Below are 16,954 nucleotides of genomic sequence, written 5' to 3' on the forward strand. Positions count from 1 at the left end.
ATTTTTATTAAAATGAAAAATTTCAAATTTTTAATGCCAATGTTGGCATTCGTAATGGCAGTTGGAATGGCATTTGCCAATAAAGCAAATGTCCAATCTCCCGGATGGGTAGAAAGGGATGGAATGCCTTATCAGTTAGAGAATGAGACGTGTACTGCGCCTTCTGAACGCACCTGTGAGGTAATCTTTACCGATGATCCAAACACGGTTCACCAGGTATATACTGATTCTGACCTACTGGTACCAAAGGATGGTGGTTCCGAGATACCTTATATTCTTAATGAATAAAAAGGTGTTAATTGTAAGGCCCCGGATAATAACTTCCGGGGCTTTTTATTTACTTTATAATTTTTATCCTTCTTTTTTTTCCGGTGGACTACCGATAAATGTAGATTTATAATCATTATTAAAGTACTCAGTTGCTGTATTTAAAAGATTTACTTCATCAAATTCTTCTATAAATTGTTGGGCCTGCTTTTCACCTGTAATAGGAACGTCAAATCGATAGAAATCATAAAGGGTTTGCATTGCGGACTTATTTCTCCTGTTCAAAGGTTCCTGCCATTTTGGGAATAGGGATGATAATTTAATTGTTTTTAGAAAATCACTTGAAACAGGTTCGGTTTTCAATTCCTCAAAAAAGCCATGGCAGGCCGCCAGGACTTTATCGAAATCCTCCCTATTGCTCCGGAGATAAAGTTGTATCTCTTTGGTTTTATTAGGGTAATCAATAGATCCCGATGCAACCGAAAAATATACTCCCAAATTTTTATTATAGCGAAGTTCTTTTAATTTTAAATCTAATACCTGTTTAATAAACTCCAGGCGTATTTCTTCTTTAAAACCAGGATCATCACCTAGGGGAGTAATATATTTAATGACAAGAAAATCCTCATCTACATTTTTATCAAGAGTCAATTTTACGTCTTGGGCTGGCTTTTTTAATTGAGAGTTGCTCTTCCCTGCTTCTTTACATACATAACTATTTTTAACACTAGGAAGGTTCCCTAGGTACCTCTGGAGAATAGGGAGCATAGTATTCTTTTTGAAATCCCCCGTGATTATAAAAGTAAAATCTTCAGCATTCGCATGTAATCTTTTGTATGCATCGAAGGCTTCTTGGTACTCAACTTTCAAGCTTCGTTTATATCGATCACCGCCCTTGGGAAGTTTAACCTTACCTAAGGTTTGATTAAGAAGGTCTAAAAAATTATTATTCGGCCTATCGTTGCGTAATGATTTTTGTAGTTCCTGTATTTTCCAATCTCCAAAGGCCTGGGGATCATAACGCGGGTTTGTAAAGGATAAATAGATTAATTGCATTAGGATTTCTATATCATCGGGGGCAACTTCAGCTTTTATCCCGGTTTCCCTTTGTTCTATATAATCATTAACACCAAAGGGAATACTGGTTTTTGCCAATAGTTTATTAATTTGAAATTTGTTGTAGTTTCCCACTCCTGCATTCTGAATTATGTAAGGAGCAAATAGTGCATCATTCCCCTTAACTCCTAAACATTCTGCTCCCTTAGGACTAAAACCGTGAACCATAATTTTATCCTTATACCTCCCTGCCGTGGGATTGGTAGCTTTCAAAATAATTCTTACTCCGTTTTCTAATTGAATAATATCTTCATTAAAATTTCCGAAGTTCCTCTTAAGAATATTTGTCTTCTTTAAGTCCTTTAATTCCTCGTTTGAAACCAACTGGTCCGGGCTAATCACAGGTTGATATTTAACGGGATTTTCCAGTCCCCGGTTAATCCATTTTTTAATTTTGTTTTGGGTATATTGGTCTTTATCAGCTTTGGGGGGAACTGTTATTGCAATATCATCAGGTTTCCAAGCAATCTCTTTTTTAATTAGGTCGTTGATTTTTTCAGCATCCATACTCTTTAAGAAGGCTATCTCACTTTCATGATTTGGATCCGGGAATGCTTTTCCTTGCGTAACTGTTTTGAATATTAAACCTGACCATAGGTTTGAAGAAGAATAATCCCGTTCCTGGAGGTTTTTAATTTTTTCATTGACTACAGGTTGCCATTCCTGCGTGGTAAACCCAAATTTAGAAATACCCGCTAAGGTTTTAAACACTTTTTCCAATGCATCTTTTTCATCATCAGAGGTTTTTACTTGCAATGTAACGGCCGGTAGATCATAACTAGTGTAAAAAAATGCCTGGTAGTTTATATTGTAATTAAGCTGCTGATTTTTAAGCCTGTGATCAATCATCTTTGGAAGAAGTTCCCATAATAATTCGTTTTGCCATTCAGAAAAACCTTTAAATTGGTTATGGACATTACGAAAGTGAAACTCGAAACCGGTTTGAGATATTAATTCTTTTGACGATTTTGGAGCTCCTTCCTGTACGATGAAATGGGGTGGGCTGTCAATATAATTCTCCAAACATTTATTTCGCTGCCGTGGGTTACTGGGCATTTTAAGATCCTTAAACCTATCTCTAATTTTGCTTTCTACCAGGTCGACATCTTTTATATTTCCTACGATAGAAACGGTCATTAGGTCAGGCCTATACCAGTCCCTGTAAAATCGTTTTAATGCTTCTATAGATAAGTTCATTAAGGTTTTTTCCAAATCCTGGGGTTCTGGAATAAAATCTTTGCAATTAGTTAAAGCTTGTTGAATTTTAGTTGCCGGATATGATTGTATCATATTACCATAAAGAGCTTCCTGGTAAAGCGCCTTGCGTTCCCTGTGAACGACATTTTTATCAAAAAGGACGTTACCGGCTGCTATATCATAATATAGTGCCAAGGCTGTATCCAAAGCTTGAGGAACATCCTGGGGGTAGCGAAACCTATATTGTGTACTAGCCCCCCCAACGAAAGCCGATATATCCCTGGGTTGCATTTTCAATTCGGAAAAAAACTTGGGATTATTTTTTAAGGATGGAAAATTTTTAGTGGAATTATGAGGCATATGCTCTAAAAGATGAGCCAATTCATATTGATCGGCATCTTCTTCATTTCCTCCTGCGTTCACAATCAATCTCATCAGGATCTTTCCATCATCCCCTTCTATTGGTTTTATAATGTAACGAAAGCCATTTTCAAGTTGGCCAACCCTAATGTTAAGCTTTGAATTGTCAATATTTGCCTGGTTTACGATATGCTGTCCAACAACAATACCTGGGATGCCAAGAAATAATATTAAATAAATAAATTTTTTCATTTTGTAATTTTTCAAATTAATACCCAGGATTCTGGCTAAGATTAGGGTTTTTTATTCGTTCACTGGAGGGAATAGGAAATAGGTTAGAGCTTGAATTCCAATTTGAATTTTCCTTATTCGCTAAAATTTCAGATTTACCTAAACGGTTTAAATCAAACCAACGATGCCCCCATTCTGCAAATAATTCCCTGCGACGTTCCAGGATAATCATTTCCAATAATTCATCTTCTGAATTTAGAGGTTGTGACTCCTCAATAGAGGGAATTCCAGCCCTGGATCTGATTATATTCAAATCCTGTATAGCTCCTGGTAAGTTTCCTAATCTCGCTCTTGCTTCAGCGCGAATCAGATATTGCTCAGCAAGTCGTAATACCATTGAATATTCGGTAAGTTCCCCACTGGAAGCATCATATTGTATTTTGTACTTATAGGGAAAATGAAGGGTGTCCTCTTCCGCAATAAAAGTACTTACCCATTCTTGATGACGTTTATCCTGTGAATTTTCAAAAGCGTTTAGAAAGCTTTCTGAAAGGACTACCGGGGTGTTTGCAGTTGCATTTTTAATAAATAAATTCCCTTCACGTGTATGGGTAAAACTATTCCCCCATCCTATAGGTGAAATCTGCCATATAGCCTCCCGACTATTCGCCAGGAAAACTTCATTCGGATCATTCAAAATCTCATAAAGCTCAGAAGCCCCTATTACCTGTGAATTGTAATATTCTGCCTCTTCCCAATTTCCTAGAAAAAGATGTACTCGTGCCAACAGGGCCAGTACGGAAAACCGATTAGGGCGAGTGCGGTCTTCATTTAAATAATTCTCGTCCAATAGTACTGAAGCATTTTCAAGATCTTCCAGGATTTGGTTGTAGACGATTTCAGAAGAGGTCCTGGAAGCCAAAGCATTTTCCTGGTAACCGGTCCCTAATAGCAAGGGAACATCCCCGTATAGATTGACAAGGTTAAAATAGGTTAACCCCCTAATAAATTTTCCGCTTCCCTCCATGTGGTCTTTAAGATCCTGGGAGAGGGAAGGGTTATCTTCTATACCAGCTAACATCGCATTTACCATATAGATCATATTATAGGCACCTGACCACAAAGTGAGGTTGTAACTATTTGTAGGTATTATTTGATTTTGATGAAACTCTACAACTTCTTGCGTCGTAGTGGTTACCGAAAAATTATCGGCAGAAAGACCGGCGGTAAATGTTACTGACTGGTTACCACCATTAACGAAACTCGTATTAAATAATTGATTAAAAATTCCATCTAAGGCACTTTGTGCTGTTTGATCGCTGGCAAACACTGCTTCGCTGTCGAGCTTATAGCCCGGTGTTTCCACTTCTACAAAGTCCTCGCATGAAATCAACATAAGCGATATCGCAAATACGGAAAGACTTCGAAATATTGTTTTATTTTTCATAATTACTTAGTATTAAAAATTGATTTGTATTCCCCCGGTTATGCTTTGAAGCGCTGGTAGTGCAATGGTTCCAGGATTTTGGGGATCCAGTCCTTTGTAATTTGTTACGGTGAATAGATTTTGGCCGTGTAGAAACAGTTGTACCCCCGTCAACTCAACATTTTTCAGTATTTTATCTGGAAGGTTGTAACCTAATGAAAGTGTCTTTAGTCGAGCAAAAGAAGCATCGGTCAGCCTATAAGTACTGGAATAGGCATTTAAATAAGAGATCAACGCGCTTATGGATTGGGAAGATTTTTGTACCTCCGCGGTAGTATTTTCTGTTGTCCAACCATTGCTATCCTCCTGGAAAGTATTGCCCAGGAAACCCGGAACGCTATTATATATCTTTAGCCCCTCTTGTTTTACAAATTCTACGAGGAAACCAATAGAGAAGTTCTCGTAATTAACCTGGTTATTAAGTCCTCCATAAAATTGCCTCCCCAGGTTTCTTGAAACTACCCGGTCATCAAAGTCAAATCTACCATCCTGGTTAATATCTTTAACGCGGAACAGGCCAGTTTCAGGATCTATTCCATCATACTCGTAAAGAATAGATATGTTCAGTGGCTCCCCTATCTTATACGTGTTGGCGTAGGAGGTTTCCTCAATATTTTCAAATTTTATCAGTTTATTGGAAGGTATACTAAGGTTTAATGAGCTTCGCCATTGAAACTGTTCACTCTGTATGTTAAGTGTGGAAAATTCAATTTCCACCCCTGTGTTTTGAACAGTTGCCGGTAGGTTCGCTTCTACCGTATTAAAGCCCGTAATTGCAGGGAGACTATAACCTACAAGTTGATTGGAAGAACGGTTTCTATACCAGCTAAGGTTTAAATTTATTCGATCTTGTAGAAGGCCTAGTTCTAATGCAGCTTCAATCTTTTTATTGGATTCCCAGGAAAATGAAGGGTTGGTCAGCTGTGTAGGATACAACCCGCCTGGGCCAGGAGTAGATTCATAGGCATCCAAATATCGATAATCCCCAATTTGGTCATTCCCTGTTATCCCGTAACTTCCCCTTATTTTCCCAAAACTTATAAATGGTAAATGTTTGCTCACAAAGCTGTCGTTTGAAAAAATCCATGCAGCTCCTATAGCCCCAAAATTGGCAAAACGATTATCCGGTCCAAACCTGGAAGAACCATCCCTTCGTCCCGTTAAATTAAGAAAATAAGTATGATCCCAATTATAACCTACTCTCGCAAATAGGGCATTATACTTATAAACCAGGTCCCGATCCTGGCTATTATCTACAGCATCTGCGGCCTCCAGGTTACCTATAAGGTGCCGGTCAGCATACCCCGTACCAATAATCCTTAACTGGGAGTTATCATTTCGTTGGAAAGTAGCCCCAATTAAAGCATCAACATTATGTTTTTTATAATTTCCAGTATAAACCAGTTGTGGCTCAGCTATCCAGGATTTCCTATTTATAAAGGAATGTTGAGAACGGTTTGCTACCCGGTTCCAAATAGCAGGGTCGTAAATCTCAATTGGTAGTAAGATATTCTCCTCGCTATCCAAATGAGTATAGCCAAGATTAGCTTTAATCGTTAGCCCTTCTAGCAAATGATACTGCAGACCTGCATTGGCAATGAGGTTATCGGTATTGGATTTACCTTCACTTTCCAAGGCTGAGAACGGGTTGTCCCAGGTAGAATTTTCCCAGTTTAGCCTACCATCATCCTGGTAAACTTCAGGAGCGTTTGGGGGCAAGCTCAAGGCAGTTCTAACAAAATTATTACTGCTAAAGATATCATTATCATTGATACCGTAATTTACAGAAAGGTTAAGACGAAATTTTTGATTATTCGATTGGTGGTTCAGGTTTAGGTTTATGGTCTTTTTCTCGAAAGAATAATTCCCGGGAAATACGCTACCCTGTTTAAAGTAAGATGCGCCCACACTAAAGGATGTATTTTCTCCACCCCCTGAATAATTTAAATTGGCATTCAAGGTAGGTGCCGATTTCCCATACAGAACCTCCTGCCAGTCGGTATTGCGTTCCTGGTCCCAAAGGAGTAAATCTTTAGCGTTGGCAATGGTAGGCTCAACCCCATCATTCTCAAAGGCCTGTCTTCTCAGGGCAAGATATTGTGGGGTATCCAAAAGATCTACAAAATGTGAAACCCTGCTTATACCACTATAAAAACGGGCTTCAATTTTATCCTTACCACCTTTGAAGCTTCCTCCTTTCGTGGTAATTAATATCACCCCATTAGCGCCACGGGAACCATAAATGGCTGTAGCATCTGCATCCTTAAGAATTTCGATACTTTCTATATTTGAAATATTAAGGCCATTGAGCGGATCTGTGCCCGTTGACGAAATAGACTGGTTAATAGAACTTACAGGACTAGAATTAATGGGCACCCCATCAACTATATACAAAGGTAGGTTTCCATTATCGCTACGCGTATTTCGTAAACTATTTTGCCCCCGAATTCGAATGTTAGGTGCAGCTCCCGGCACACCGCTCTGGTCTACCACTTCTAACCCGGCAACCCTACCTTGTAAGGCCTGTAAAGGATTCACTGTCGGCTGTAGTTCTATTTCTTCGGCCGTTACCTTAGAGATACTACCAGTACTTTCCCGCTTAGTAGTATTGTAATACCCCGCATTTATTTGTACTTCGCCAAGGGCAGAAATATCCTCGTCTAATTGAATGCTAATTTCTTTGTTGTTATCTACCGGGATTTCTACAGTTTTATAACCTATATAAGAAAATACCAAAATGCCATTGGCAGGAGCAGAGACACTGTATTCGCCATCCAGGTTAGTTACAGTTCCTCTATTGGTATTTTTAACTGATACGGTAACACCCGGGATGGGAAGGCCGTTTTGATCTTGTACTAAACCTGAAACTTCTTGCTGCTGCAAGGGCAAGGGAATAGTAGTTGCTGCATTAGCAGTTTTGGACAAGAAGAAGAGTATCCCGCCTATAATAATTAGCGCCACCCATTTAAGGCGCGAGTAATTATTTTTCATAATTTTACGTGTGATTTAAATGAAACATTGTTTTATTTAAGCTTAGGCCTTCCCCACTCAGACGCCAATCTTTAGGGGAAGGCTTTTTGGCTTAACACCTTTAACTAAGGCTAATTCACTTTCTTTTCATAAACAATTTCTTTTTTTTACTAAACTTAACGGCCCTATGCGTTAACACCTATTAACCCAAATCAATTTTTCCCAGTGTCTCAAAAGAGACCCCACCCAAAGCTGTTATTGAATAATAGGGCACATAACAGCAGCCCACGGGATTGTTTATAAGATTTCCTTGTTCCCGCAAACAAGAATTAGTGAATACAGTAGTAGTTACTGCCGGCCACTTTGGCCTATAATGATGTAGGGCAAAAGAAAGCGAGACTTATGCTTATAAATTGTAGAAGATTACTTTGAAAATTAAGAAGAGAAACGACGCCTTTAGAACTAAAAAATAGGCGTGGAACTCAGCTTATTGCCCTCAAGGTACTGGTATACCATCCACGCAAATAAGTGAGCCCACGCCGTTAAAGCGTGAGCATCTACACTTATCATCTCGCGTGTTTAAAAATTACCAGTTTTTGAGGACGAGATTCAAAGCGAATGCTTCTAATATTTTAATTAAGAAGAATCGCTAAATTACATTTATTCAGTAATTATTTATCAAATATAAATAAAATATCTTGATGGTATGATATATCATACCATTTTTTCTTCAGATTAATTAGAATTTAGCCAAGACTGGTAAAAAAAATAAGGATTGACTGAAAAGGAAAAGATAGGAAAGCAGGTGTTGAAGCTCAGAGAAAGACTCCCAAGTAAAGAATACGATAAGGAAAAAATTTCACAGCAGGAACTTGCGGATACAAATTTTGGATTAACGAAACATTTAATCGGTACGGTGGAGAGAGGTGATGCAAATCCTACATTAGAAAAAATGATGCTTCTCGCAAAGGCTTTAAAGGTTAGAAAAATCGAACTTTACGAAATCGAAATTGATGTCAATAAGTTCATTGATGAAATCAATTCAGAGAATAATTGAATGTTTTTTGAGAAGGACGAACAATTCTTGTATACCAGTAATAAAGCTTAAAAGAAGTTAATAAAAATCATTGTCTTTAAAATTTGAATAAAGATTTAACTTTTCCCCGCTTATAAAACTTACTTTATTTACAATTTTATTGCTCTTAGGGTTATACTCCACTTCTACAAAGAATTTGTCTAAGGCATACAAGGAGAACCTTGCAGTTGGTTCGAGCCTATAGCTTATAAAATAGCCTTCATTAAAAAGTATACGATATTGCTCTTGTTCTGGCAATAATTTAAATTCATAAAGTGGCATAACTTTTAATTTAGGGGGAAAAACCACCTGGTAGCTTAAGAATACTTTCTATATTTTTCCAGTAAACTGATTACAAGTGTTTAAATTAATAATTTTTCTTCTCTTCCCCGTAATTATGCATGGCCAAACTTTTAAAAGTTCGGCAACAGCACATATTATAGAATCCTATGAGGTTGAATATATGGAAAGAACAATAGAAATTAGTGAAGATGAAATTATAATTATTTCACAGGGGAAGGAATATAAGGATATTCAAACCTTGAACGTAGTTGAAAAAGAAGAAAAGCAATTTGGAAAATTCGGTGTTTGTTCCTGGTATTATTGTAACACTAAGGATATACCTGGGTCTGAAAAACTCATCATTGTTCCTATTCAGGAGAATCCCAAACAATTAAGCATTTTTGAACCTTCGAAGGATGGAGCTAGCACTAAAGAGTTTAAAATAATGCTGGATTAGTTATTTTTACGGTTTATCGTACTATTCTCCTATTCGATTTATCTATTTTTAGCAAAACTGTGTTTATCCTGGTATTCTTTTTAATTATAAGAGTATTTTAGGTGGGAAAGAAGGACTTGGGTGCCATTTGAACATATAATATGAAATATGATTTTTTAAATCAATTATTTAACGAAGAAGATGAATTTGAAGATTTATTTCAAGATTTTGATTTTAATCTTTTAGAATCATCAGATTTTAAAGAAGATGCAGTTCGAGAAGAAATTGTTTTTCCCATTTTAAAAAAAAATTAGGATATTCAGCATCCTCAGATAATAAAATTATTAGAAGTAAAAACTTAAAGCATCCCTTCTGCTATTTTGGAACAAAAAAACATTCCGTAAATATAGTGCCAGACTACACATTTGAAATCGATGGGGTAAACAAGTGGATTTTAGATGCTAAAAGACCGACAGAAGCCATTAGAAGTGGGAAGAATGTCGCTCAAGCGTACAGTTATGCCGTCCATCAGGAAATAAGAAGCGAAATATATTGCTTATGTAATGGAAAAGAAATAGCTGTTTTTAATGTAAAGCATCCTAAGCCTATTCTAGCATTTCACATTAAAGACCTAAAAGAAAATTGGGATGACCTTGAAAAAATATTAAGTCCAGAATTTGTTCAAAAACCATTTTTGAAGGGATTCAAGCTAGATTTCGGGTTGTTTCTTGCCAAAACTGCTACTGATGAGATATACTATAATCCGTTTCCATTCCCATTTGAGGCAATACATTTTATTGGTAAACTTAAGGATGATGAATATTCTATAAATGGTCGATTTAAATTCAATTATAGAGGATATGAACATTTAGAATTTGCTGCAACCTTTGATTTTAAAGAAAAAGAATATCAAGAGTTATTAGCCATTTTACCTAAAAATATTAGAAAAAATTTAGAATTAAATTTATCACATCATCCATTTAAATATTTTAATCAAAATCCGGAGGTATTTCATTTTAATATCTATGCAACTTTAGGGACTCAAATTTACACTAATGATAATGAGAGTTACATGCCTTTAATTGTAAGTCACTTTGCGAAAAAAACTGCGGGCAATAACTAAGATTCGTGTGACCGGAACAGCTTGTCCCGCTGTTTCGGGAGCCAAACAATTATGCAGATTTGCCTGAGCAGGATTCTTTGACCATAAATAAGTTACTACGATCTGGATGTGCCAGGCATTCTGGTTTTACGTTATCTAATTTGAATAAATATAGTTAGCTTTATGAAAGTGAGTTTATCTTGGTATTTTTTTGATTAAAAGGATATTTTAGGCGAGATAATGAGTTATGTGAAATTTTAAAAATTATCTGAATGCTTTATAAATATAATTTACCAAATACTGTATTACGTCCAACGAAAAATGTTAGAGTGCTCTTTGATAATGGTAATTTTCATGAAGCCTATTCAGTCGCAATTCTAGAATGGAATAATAATGATGTTTTAGCTATTAGATGGAATATTACAGAAAATGAAGCAAAAAATCCAGAAAAAATGAAAGGTTCTGAAGTATGTGTTGGAGAACCAAATTCTCATGGCTATTCAACGTGGTTTATAATACCAGACGATTTCATTAAGCAAAAAATGAACAATACTCCTCTTAATAATAAATTAGAAGAATAATTAAAAAGCAAAGTAGATGTATAAAGATCCAATGGAATATAAAAAAGAAGATATTTCCGAAATTCTAAATAAGCCGTTAAAAATTTCAATCGGACAATGGGGCTCGGATAAAATCATAGAAGTAATTACTGGGGAAATCATAAAATGTACATTAGCTGCTAACCCACCACATCAACCAGCATCATTCAGAGTAAAAACTGAAAAGGGTGAAAAATCATTAAGTGTTGCTTCAATAAAAAAGATTGAGGATCTATAATTATCCAGAATTAATACTTAAAAAGAATAATTTGATACAAGAGGCTGTCTTTCCCATAGTTACATTTAACCCAATTAATAAGGAATGGAAATGTTTAGGTACAGGTTATTTTATAAATCCTAAAGGTGCTTTTGCAACTGCAAAACACCTATTTATGAATAGCGATAAGAAAACTGAACCAACGTTATATGGAATTCAGAAGGTTTCTGATGATGAATATCATGTAAGACCAATTTCAAAGTTGATAGCTCATGAAAATGCTGATATAATGATAGGAACATTAGGTCCGCGAAGGCTCCCCAATAATAACCTGAAACCTGCAGATTCAAAGTATTTCAAATTAGATTTAAATAAATTAGATAATGGAGACTTTATAAGCACATATGCTTACCCAAATTCTAAAAGAGAACAATTGCAAAATAACTCCTATGAATTTACTTTTCAGGGTGATTATGCAACTGGTAAAATCATAGATTTTCATGAAAGATCCCCTGTAGTTGAAAATAGATGTTATCAGACCAATATGAGAATGGAAAGCGGTGCAAGCGGGGGTCCAGTATTAAAAGATAACCATATTGTTGGAGTTAACTCAAGCTCTTTTACTCTTATAGAAGGTGAAGAGCCAATCTCATATATTACTCCTATTGACTTTATTTTAGACTTAAGCGTATATGAAAATAAAAGGATTATATCGGTTAATGAACTAATTAAGAATAAACATATTAAGGTAAAATAAAACTTCACATAACATTGGTTCAACGCAAATAGCGGGTTTTGCCGAAAAAGTGTAATTTAGAAAACCAGGAAATAATAGGTTAAGCAGACAAATCAGGGCCCCTCCTCCCGCTACTTGTCCATAACAGTAGCCGTTGTGCGCCAGCTAAAAAACTTACAGATGAACATTAATTGGGACATATCACGGATTGACATCGAAAAGGTTAAGAAAATAGTTACGAAGAATGAAAACCCTTTTTTACGAGCAAGACAATTGAGAAACGTTGAAAAGCAGAATATTGTGATTAATAAGGACAGGATTATTAAAACAATGATTATGTGTCTTCTGACATCACAACAACGCTCAGGACCAAATTCTTCGGTTGGACAATTTTTAAGACTTGAACCATTTCCCATTACTATTAAAAACTTGGCATCAGTCAATAACGTAGAAGGATTTATAAAGGACACTTTACAACAAAGTAATCTAACAAGATATGTGAATAGGATTAGTTCTTTTTTTGCTTCAAACTACGTGAAAATCGTAGAAAAAAATTGGACATTAATCAACGATCTTGAAGAACTAAAAATCTCTGACTCGAAAATAAAAGAGAGGAACATTGCGGACAATTTAGCTAATGATTTTAATGGATTTGGTCCGAAACAGGCGAGAAATTTTCTTCAAGCACTTGGACTGACAAAATATGAAATCCCGATTGACTCACGAATAACGACTTGGTTAAATGATTTTGGTTTTCCAGTAACATTGACGTCTTCTCCACTCGGCGATAAAGGATATTATCATTTTGTTTCGGACGGAATCCAAGAGCTTTGTGAGAAAGCTGAAATTTATCCTTGTCTTTTGGACGCAGCAATATTTTCGAGTTTTGATAATGATGAGTGGACAGAAGAAAACACAATATTTTGAAAATGAAAAAGCCGACCGCACAACAAAAGCTATACGTAATGCGGGTTTTTTGCGCTAAGTTGAATGTAAATGAATTTTAAGAAAAATATCGGTAAGCGGACAGTGAAGTGCCTTGAAATTTTGCACTACGCATAGCCAAACCGTTGTGTGTAAGTTAAATTAGGATTTAATGAAAAATAAAATTAGGAACCTATTCAATTCCAAAGTCAACTTGTTTATACTGCTTGCATTTTTAGGTATTCTTATAATAATCATCCTAGATTTAAATGATAAAGACTTTAATTATCACGACATACTGGTCGAATTGCACGGACTGATATATGACCTATTTGTTTTCGGAATAGTTCTAACCATTTATGAAGTGAATAGAGAAAGGAAACGAGAAAAGGAGAAGCTTGTCCAGGAGGTTAAAGAAAAAATAGAAAGATATCAAGAAGAAATAAATGATTTTAGGTTCTGGCATAGTGAAGAGGCAAAATTTCGAATTAGTGGATTGGTAAAAAGGTTAACTAACCTTGGTTTTAAAAAGGTGAATTTGAGTCATTGTTATTTGCAAAATGCCAATGGTGTAATGAGTCACGAAGAAATGCAGGAATGGAATTTTTCAGCAGCTAATTTAAACGATACCCTTTGGATAATGAATGATTGTTCAAACGCACAATTTTATTTAACAAAATTGTTTCAGAGTTCATTTCGAAACGTGAACCTGACAAACTGCAAATTTGATTCTGCAATTTTATTTGACACCCAGTTTCGAAAATGTAACTTTTCAGGAGTATCGTTAGAAGATGCAGTTGTCCATACTCAGGACTGGTTTGAAGAAATGAATATAAATGAAAATATGGGAGTGGAAGAATTAATGAATAAATATGAAATTTATGAAATCCCCAAGGTGAAAAATGAAATTCAAGGTTATAAGATAGTTAGAAAGTAAAACCTACACACAACAACAGTTGCCTTTGCACAACTCCAAATTTTTAAGAAGATAGGATGTTCAATATTTTTGAAAATATATAAATTATTGATTTTCAAAGGCCATTCGTTTTTAAAAATAGATATAAACTGATTTTTTTATTGAAATAAGAGTTATACAACAGCCACACTATATAAAAACAATGCCAAGTCTGTCTCAAATCAAAATTCGGTGCGTGCTTGTTGCGCCTGATTTTCCTACGGAAAATCAAGCTCACCAGCGCACAGTTTTTATGTGTGCCGAGAAGCAATGACGGCAAAATATCATTGCATGCTGTATTTGAGATGGTGGGATCCAGTTTTACTGGACGATCCACCGCAAGCGCTGTATAGGCGGGGCTTGCAAACTACCTAAAGGTGCTGTGGTAAAGAGCCATGGTGCTGAGCGTTTAGGAAAAGGTAAACCACGAGTTTATCAGGTATGGATAAAAGAGATGAACGAAAGTGAACCACTGAAGAGGTGTCGAGAAAGTGCTTACATTCTGTCAAAAGCTGTAGAGGTAAAAATGCAGTGAAAAAGTACAGCGGAAACCTATTTACTGGCTGTGCGGCAGGCGTCATTCAGGTGGCATGACTTTTATCCGGGCTCATTTACGGAACTCGGGAACCTGTTCAATAGTGTTAAGGGAAATGCACAATAGGATCAAACTAGAGGCGAAATACCAAGATATTGTCCAGGGGCGGACTAACTCGTAGTAGTGATGAAGTTCCTGTAATGGGAATGGAGCGAAGGGGTTAGGTTATACAGTTTCATTACATTTACCAACTCGATAAGAGGATGAGTTCACGGAATGAAACAAGAATCCTAAGGGATTTGTATAACAAAAGCCGTATGATGGGAGCCTATCACGTACGGTTTTGTGAGAGGTTTAGGGGTGAAACTCCCCTTTACCTATTCGACACGCAACGTTGAAGCAAATTATTGAAGAAATAATCAAATAATGAAAGACAATTATCAAAGCTTTTTAGCTAGTATAGCTTTACACCAAATACTTCCTCTAATGCCATTATTCATAGAATTTACATATCTAGGTCACGTTACAGATAAGTCATTAACAATGACTTCTGCTATTTACGCCTTTTCTATTGGTGTTTCTTCGAGAAGTCCAGCTACTCTTGGTTTGTGTATATTAATTGGTATCTTAATGTCAGCCAGCTATGGTGCTATTGAAAAATATCCTAAAGAAGGCTATCCTCAATTTTATAACTTTTTGTCTTTCTGGCTAATTCTTGTCGTTTTTCTTATCCACTTGATTGAAAGATTTAGAAGGCATATAAACGAAAATGAAGACTTCCTTCTAATCAAGAAAAATAAATAAAATGGAGAATTTAAATGTACTAGAAATATTGGCTTTTATAATAGCTATTATCGGATTGATTGTCTCTGTAATATTTAATTTTAAAAGCAAACAAGTTGATAAAGACATAGAACGTCTAATTGCAAATAGTCGAATCAATAAAGATCTTGAAAAATTTATAAAGATTCGTAATTCGAATTTAAATAATAAGAGAAGAATAATAACTCACAAGGAATATTATACTTTAATGAATAAATTGAGAGGACTCACGGATAAACTAGACGAAAATGAGAAGAAAATTTTCATAAGAACCTTAGATTCAAAGAGTGAAAAAAATAAAATAAATTATTTAAAGAAACTTCTATACGAAAGTCAAAAAGATTCTAGCTTTAAAGATTTTGAGGTACAAAAATAACTTGATACAAGTCGGTTAATTGCAAATATCGGGTTTAATCGAAAAAGTGTAATTTTAGAATCCAGGAAAGAATATAGGTAATCCGACAAGTCCGCGCCCTACTCCTACAACTTGCGACCGCAAACTGTAAACGGACAGAATGAAACATATGCTAAGAATGGATAACTGTAATTACGGCGGATTCCACTACCCCCGAATTCACTGACTTTGATAAGGTTCGTTCCGAACTGAAAATTAATGATTAATAATCCATAACTTCCGGTTTTACGGGGTGTTATATGGAATTCGACCAAAATTAAATGGAAAGACCAATATTATTACTTAAAAAAGAGCTGATTAACCCAATCGAACAGGCATTAGACCGAATTGAAAAAATCAGACAAAGAAAAATGAACAATGAAGATAGTATCATATTGGAAGGTTTATTTGCATTAGGAGTTGCATCTTTCGAGCATTCAATAATTGATACTTTAAGAATTTTATTAAATTATATCCCCGACAAGTTAGATGTAAAAAGTGAAAATATTTCCAAACAGCACCTCATTGACGGAAATCCTTTAGAGAAAGCAATTGAGAATAAGGTGAATTCTGTTTCTTGTAAAAACTTACCCGATATAATTAGGTATTTTACTACAATTAGTGGTATTCCTGAAAATATAGTCACCGAAGATGAACTAGCTGAATTGATAGAAATTAAGGCCACTCGAAATTTACTTATCCATAATAATTTAATGGTTAATTCTTTTTACAGAGAAACTTCTGGAACAAAAGTACGAGAAGGTCAAGGCAGTAAAAATAGACTAGTAATCAATCAAGATTACCTATTTGAATCACTAGTAATTATGCGGTCCGTTTTGGGAAAATTTAAACACGAATTAAACCTAAAATATAATGATTTCACGAAAATAAAAGCTATGAAAAGCTTGTTCTCTTACATTTTTCAAACACCCGTTATGAAATTTGAAAATGAATTTGAGGTTGACGAAGACAGAGATGTGATTATTAACTTAAAACCAGAGACAAGTATGAAAGGAAGACTGTCATCTAGCGAAACTCTTTTTTATAATATTTGGGTAGCACATTCGCACGGTAATAAATTTGAATTCGACCGAGGTTATTTTTATGGTTTAGACAATAGGAACCGAAAGAAAATGGCTTTCTTAATAGAAAAATTAGACATATTAAAACCATAAAAAACTTATATAATAATTAAGCGTGCGTGTTGGTCGGAACGGCTCAAAATTAATCACTGTCTAATAAACCGGATA

17 protein-coding genes are annotated in these 16,954 nt (G+C 35.5%); 13 read left to right on the plus strand and 4 right to left on the minus strand.

Features of this window, described 5'->3' with window-relative positions; translation table 11 throughout:
* Positions 1–12: 12 nt before the first annotated feature.
* Entirely contained in the window at positions 13–288 is a 276-nt protein-coding gene (locus LB467_RS13810; RefSeq protein WP_224474634.1) for a DUF6520 family protein, read from the plus strand.
* Positions 289–351: 63 nt separating this feature from the next.
* On the opposite strand, the gene LB467_RS13815 is transcribed toward LB467_RS13810, so the two are convergent.
* From LB467_RS13815 to LB467_RS13825, 3 genes are read right to left on the minus strand one after another with little or no spacing between them, the layout of a single operon-like run.
* A complete protein-coding gene (locus LB467_RS13815) occupies positions 352–3,192 on the minus strand; it encodes a M16 family metallopeptidase (RefSeq protein ID WP_224474635.1) in 2,841 nt (946 codons plus the stop codon).
* 16 nt (positions 3,193–3,208) lie between these two features.
* Positions 3,209–4,618 (minus strand): RagB/SusD family nutrient uptake outer membrane protein, encoded by a 1,410-nt coding sequence (locus LB467_RS13820; RefSeq protein ID WP_224474636.1) that lies wholly within the window; start codon positions 4,616–4,618, stop codon positions 3,209–3,211.
* A 12-nt stretch (positions 4,619–4,630) separates the two neighbouring features.
* Positions 4,631–7,648, minus strand: coding sequence for a SusC/RagA family TonB-linked outer membrane protein (locus LB467_RS13825; RefSeq protein WP_224474637.1), 3,018 nt, complete (start codon positions 7,646–7,648; stop codon positions 4,631–4,633).
* A gap of 754 nt (positions 7,649–8,402) precedes the next feature.
* Here LB467_RS13825 and LB467_RS13830 point away from each other — a divergent pair.
* Positions 8,403–8,684, plus strand: a complete 282-nt coding sequence (locus tag LB467_RS13830; RefSeq protein WP_224474638.1) for a helix-turn-helix transcriptional regulator — start codon at positions 8,403–8,405, stop codon at positions 8,682–8,684.
* Between the two features lie 57 nt (positions 8,685–8,741).
* On the opposite strand, the gene LB467_RS13835 is transcribed toward LB467_RS13830, so the two are convergent.
* A complete protein-coding gene (locus tag LB467_RS13835) occupies positions 8,742–8,984 on the minus strand; it encodes a hypothetical protein (RefSeq protein WP_224474639.1) in 243 nt (80 codons plus the stop codon).
* Between the two features lie 76 nt (positions 8,985–9,060).
* Here LB467_RS13835 and LB467_RS13840 point away from each other — a divergent pair, with 76 nt between their 5' ends.
* From LB467_RS13840 to LB467_RS13890, 11 genes are all read left to right on the plus strand, one after another.
* Positions 9,061–9,441 (plus strand): hypothetical protein, encoded by a 381-nt coding sequence (locus tag LB467_RS13840; protein ID WP_224474640.1) that lies wholly within the window; start codon positions 9,061–9,063, stop codon positions 9,439–9,441.
* A gap of 140 nt (positions 9,442–9,581) precedes the next feature.
* Complete coding sequence (locus LB467_RS13845) at positions 9,582–9,734, plus strand: hypothetical protein (RefSeq protein WP_224474641.1); 153 nt, start codon at positions 9,582–9,584, stop codon at positions 9,732–9,734.
* Between the two features lie 95 nt (positions 9,735–9,829).
* Entirely contained in the window at positions 9,830–10,543 is a 714-nt protein-coding gene (locus tag LB467_RS13850; RefSeq protein WP_224474642.1) for a hypothetical protein, read from the plus strand.
* Between the two features lie 251 nt (positions 10,544–10,794).
* The gene (locus LB467_RS13855) at positions 10,795–11,103 is read left to right on the plus strand and encodes a hypothetical protein (RefSeq protein WP_224474643.1); all 309 of its coding nucleotides are present in this window, start codon (positions 10,795–10,797) and stop codon (positions 11,101–11,103) included.
* A 16-nt stretch (positions 11,104–11,119) separates the two neighbouring features.
* Positions 11,120–11,359: a hypothetical protein gene (locus LB467_RS13860; protein ID WP_224474644.1), complete on the plus strand. Its 240-nt coding sequence runs from the start codon at positions 11,120–11,122 to the stop codon at positions 11,357–11,359.
* Entirely contained in the window at positions 11,346–12,095 is a 750-nt protein-coding gene (locus LB467_RS13865) for a trypsin-like peptidase domain-containing protein (RefSeq protein WP_224474645.1), read from the plus strand. The genes LB467_RS13860 and LB467_RS13865 overlap by 14 nt, the downstream gene beginning before the upstream one ends.
* A 159-nt stretch (positions 12,096–12,254) precedes the next feature.
* On the plus strand, positions 12,255–13,001 hold the full coding sequence (locus LB467_RS13870) for a hypothetical protein (RefSeq protein ID WP_224474646.1): 747 nt from the start codon (positions 12,255–12,257) through the stop codon (positions 12,999–13,001).
* 169 nt (positions 13,002–13,170) lie between these two features.
* Positions 13,171–13,935 carry a pentapeptide repeat-containing protein gene (locus LB467_RS13875; RefSeq protein WP_224474647.1) on the plus strand — a complete coding sequence of 255 codons (765 nt, stop codon included), beginning with the start codon at positions 13,171–13,173 and terminating at the stop codon, positions 13,933–13,935.
* A 979-nt stretch (positions 13,936–14,914) separates the two neighbouring features.
* Positions 14,915–15,292 (plus strand): hypothetical protein, encoded by a 378-nt coding sequence (locus LB467_RS13880; RefSeq protein ID WP_224474648.1) that lies wholly within the window; start codon positions 14,915–14,917, stop codon positions 15,290–15,292.
* A gap of 1 nt (position 15,293) precedes the next feature.
* Positions 15,294–15,686, plus strand: coding sequence for a hypothetical protein (locus LB467_RS13885; RefSeq protein WP_224474649.1), 393 nt, complete (start codon positions 15,294–15,296; stop codon positions 15,684–15,686).
* Between the two features lie 299 nt (positions 15,687–15,985).
* Positions 15,986–16,879 carry a hypothetical protein gene (locus tag LB467_RS13890; protein ID WP_224474650.1) on the plus strand — a complete coding sequence of 298 codons (894 nt, stop codon included), beginning with the start codon at positions 15,986–15,988 and terminating at the stop codon, positions 16,877–16,879.
* Positions 16,880–16,954 lie beyond the last annotated feature (75 nt).

Origin of the sequence: Salegentibacter tibetensis (assembly GCF_020164485.1) — a bacterium.
GTDB classification, from domain to species: domain Bacteria; phylum Bacteroidota; class Bacteroidia; order Flavobacteriales; family Flavobacteriaceae; genus Salegentibacter; species Salegentibacter tibetensis.

Coding starts and splice junctions, on each gene's coding strand:
- LB467_RS13875 (WP_224474647.1), top strand. CDS start 13,171: ATGAAAAATAAAATTAGGAACCTATTCAATTCCAAAGTCAACTTGTTT.
- LB467_RS13860 (WP_224474644.1), top strand. CDS start 11,120: ATGTATAAAGATCCAATGGAATATAAAAAAGAAGATATTTCCGAAATT.
- LB467_RS13810 (WP_224474634.1), top strand. CDS start 13: ATGAAAAATTTCAAATTTTTAATGCCAATGTTGGCATTCGTAATGGCA.
- LB467_RS13880 (WP_224474648.1), top strand. CDS start 14,915: ATGAAAGACAATTATCAAAGCTTTTTAGCTAGTATAGCTTTACACCAA.
- LB467_RS13825 (WP_224474637.1), bottom strand. CDS start 7,648: ATGAAAAATAATTACTCGCGCCTTAAATGGGTGGCGCTAATTATTATA.
- LB467_RS13815 (WP_224474635.1), bottom strand. CDS start 3,192: ATGAAAAAATTTATTTATTTAATATTATTTCTTGGCATCCCAGGTATT.
- LB467_RS13885 (WP_224474649.1), top strand. CDS start 15,294: ATGGAGAATTTAAATGTACTAGAAATATTGGCTTTTATAATAGCTATT.
- LB467_RS13855 (WP_224474643.1), top strand. CDS start 10,795: ATGCTTTATAAATATAATTTACCAAATACTGTATTACGTCCAACGAAA.
- LB467_RS13870 (WP_224474646.1), top strand. CDS start 12,255: ATGAACATTAATTGGGACATATCACGGATTGACATCGAAAAGGTTAAG.
- LB467_RS13890 (WP_224474650.1), top strand. CDS start 15,986: ATGGAAAGACCAATATTATTACTTAAAAAAGAGCTGATTAACCCAATC.
- LB467_RS13835 (WP_224474639.1), bottom strand. CDS start 8,984: ATGCCACTTTATGAATTTAAATTATTGCCAGAACAAGAGCAATATCGT.
- LB467_RS13845 (WP_224474641.1), top strand. CDS start 9,582: ATGAAATATGATTTTTTAAATCAATTATTTAACGAAGAAGATGAATTT.
- LB467_RS13820 (WP_224474636.1), bottom strand. CDS start 4,618: ATGAAAAATAAAACAATATTTCGAAGTCTTTCCGTATTTGCGATATCG.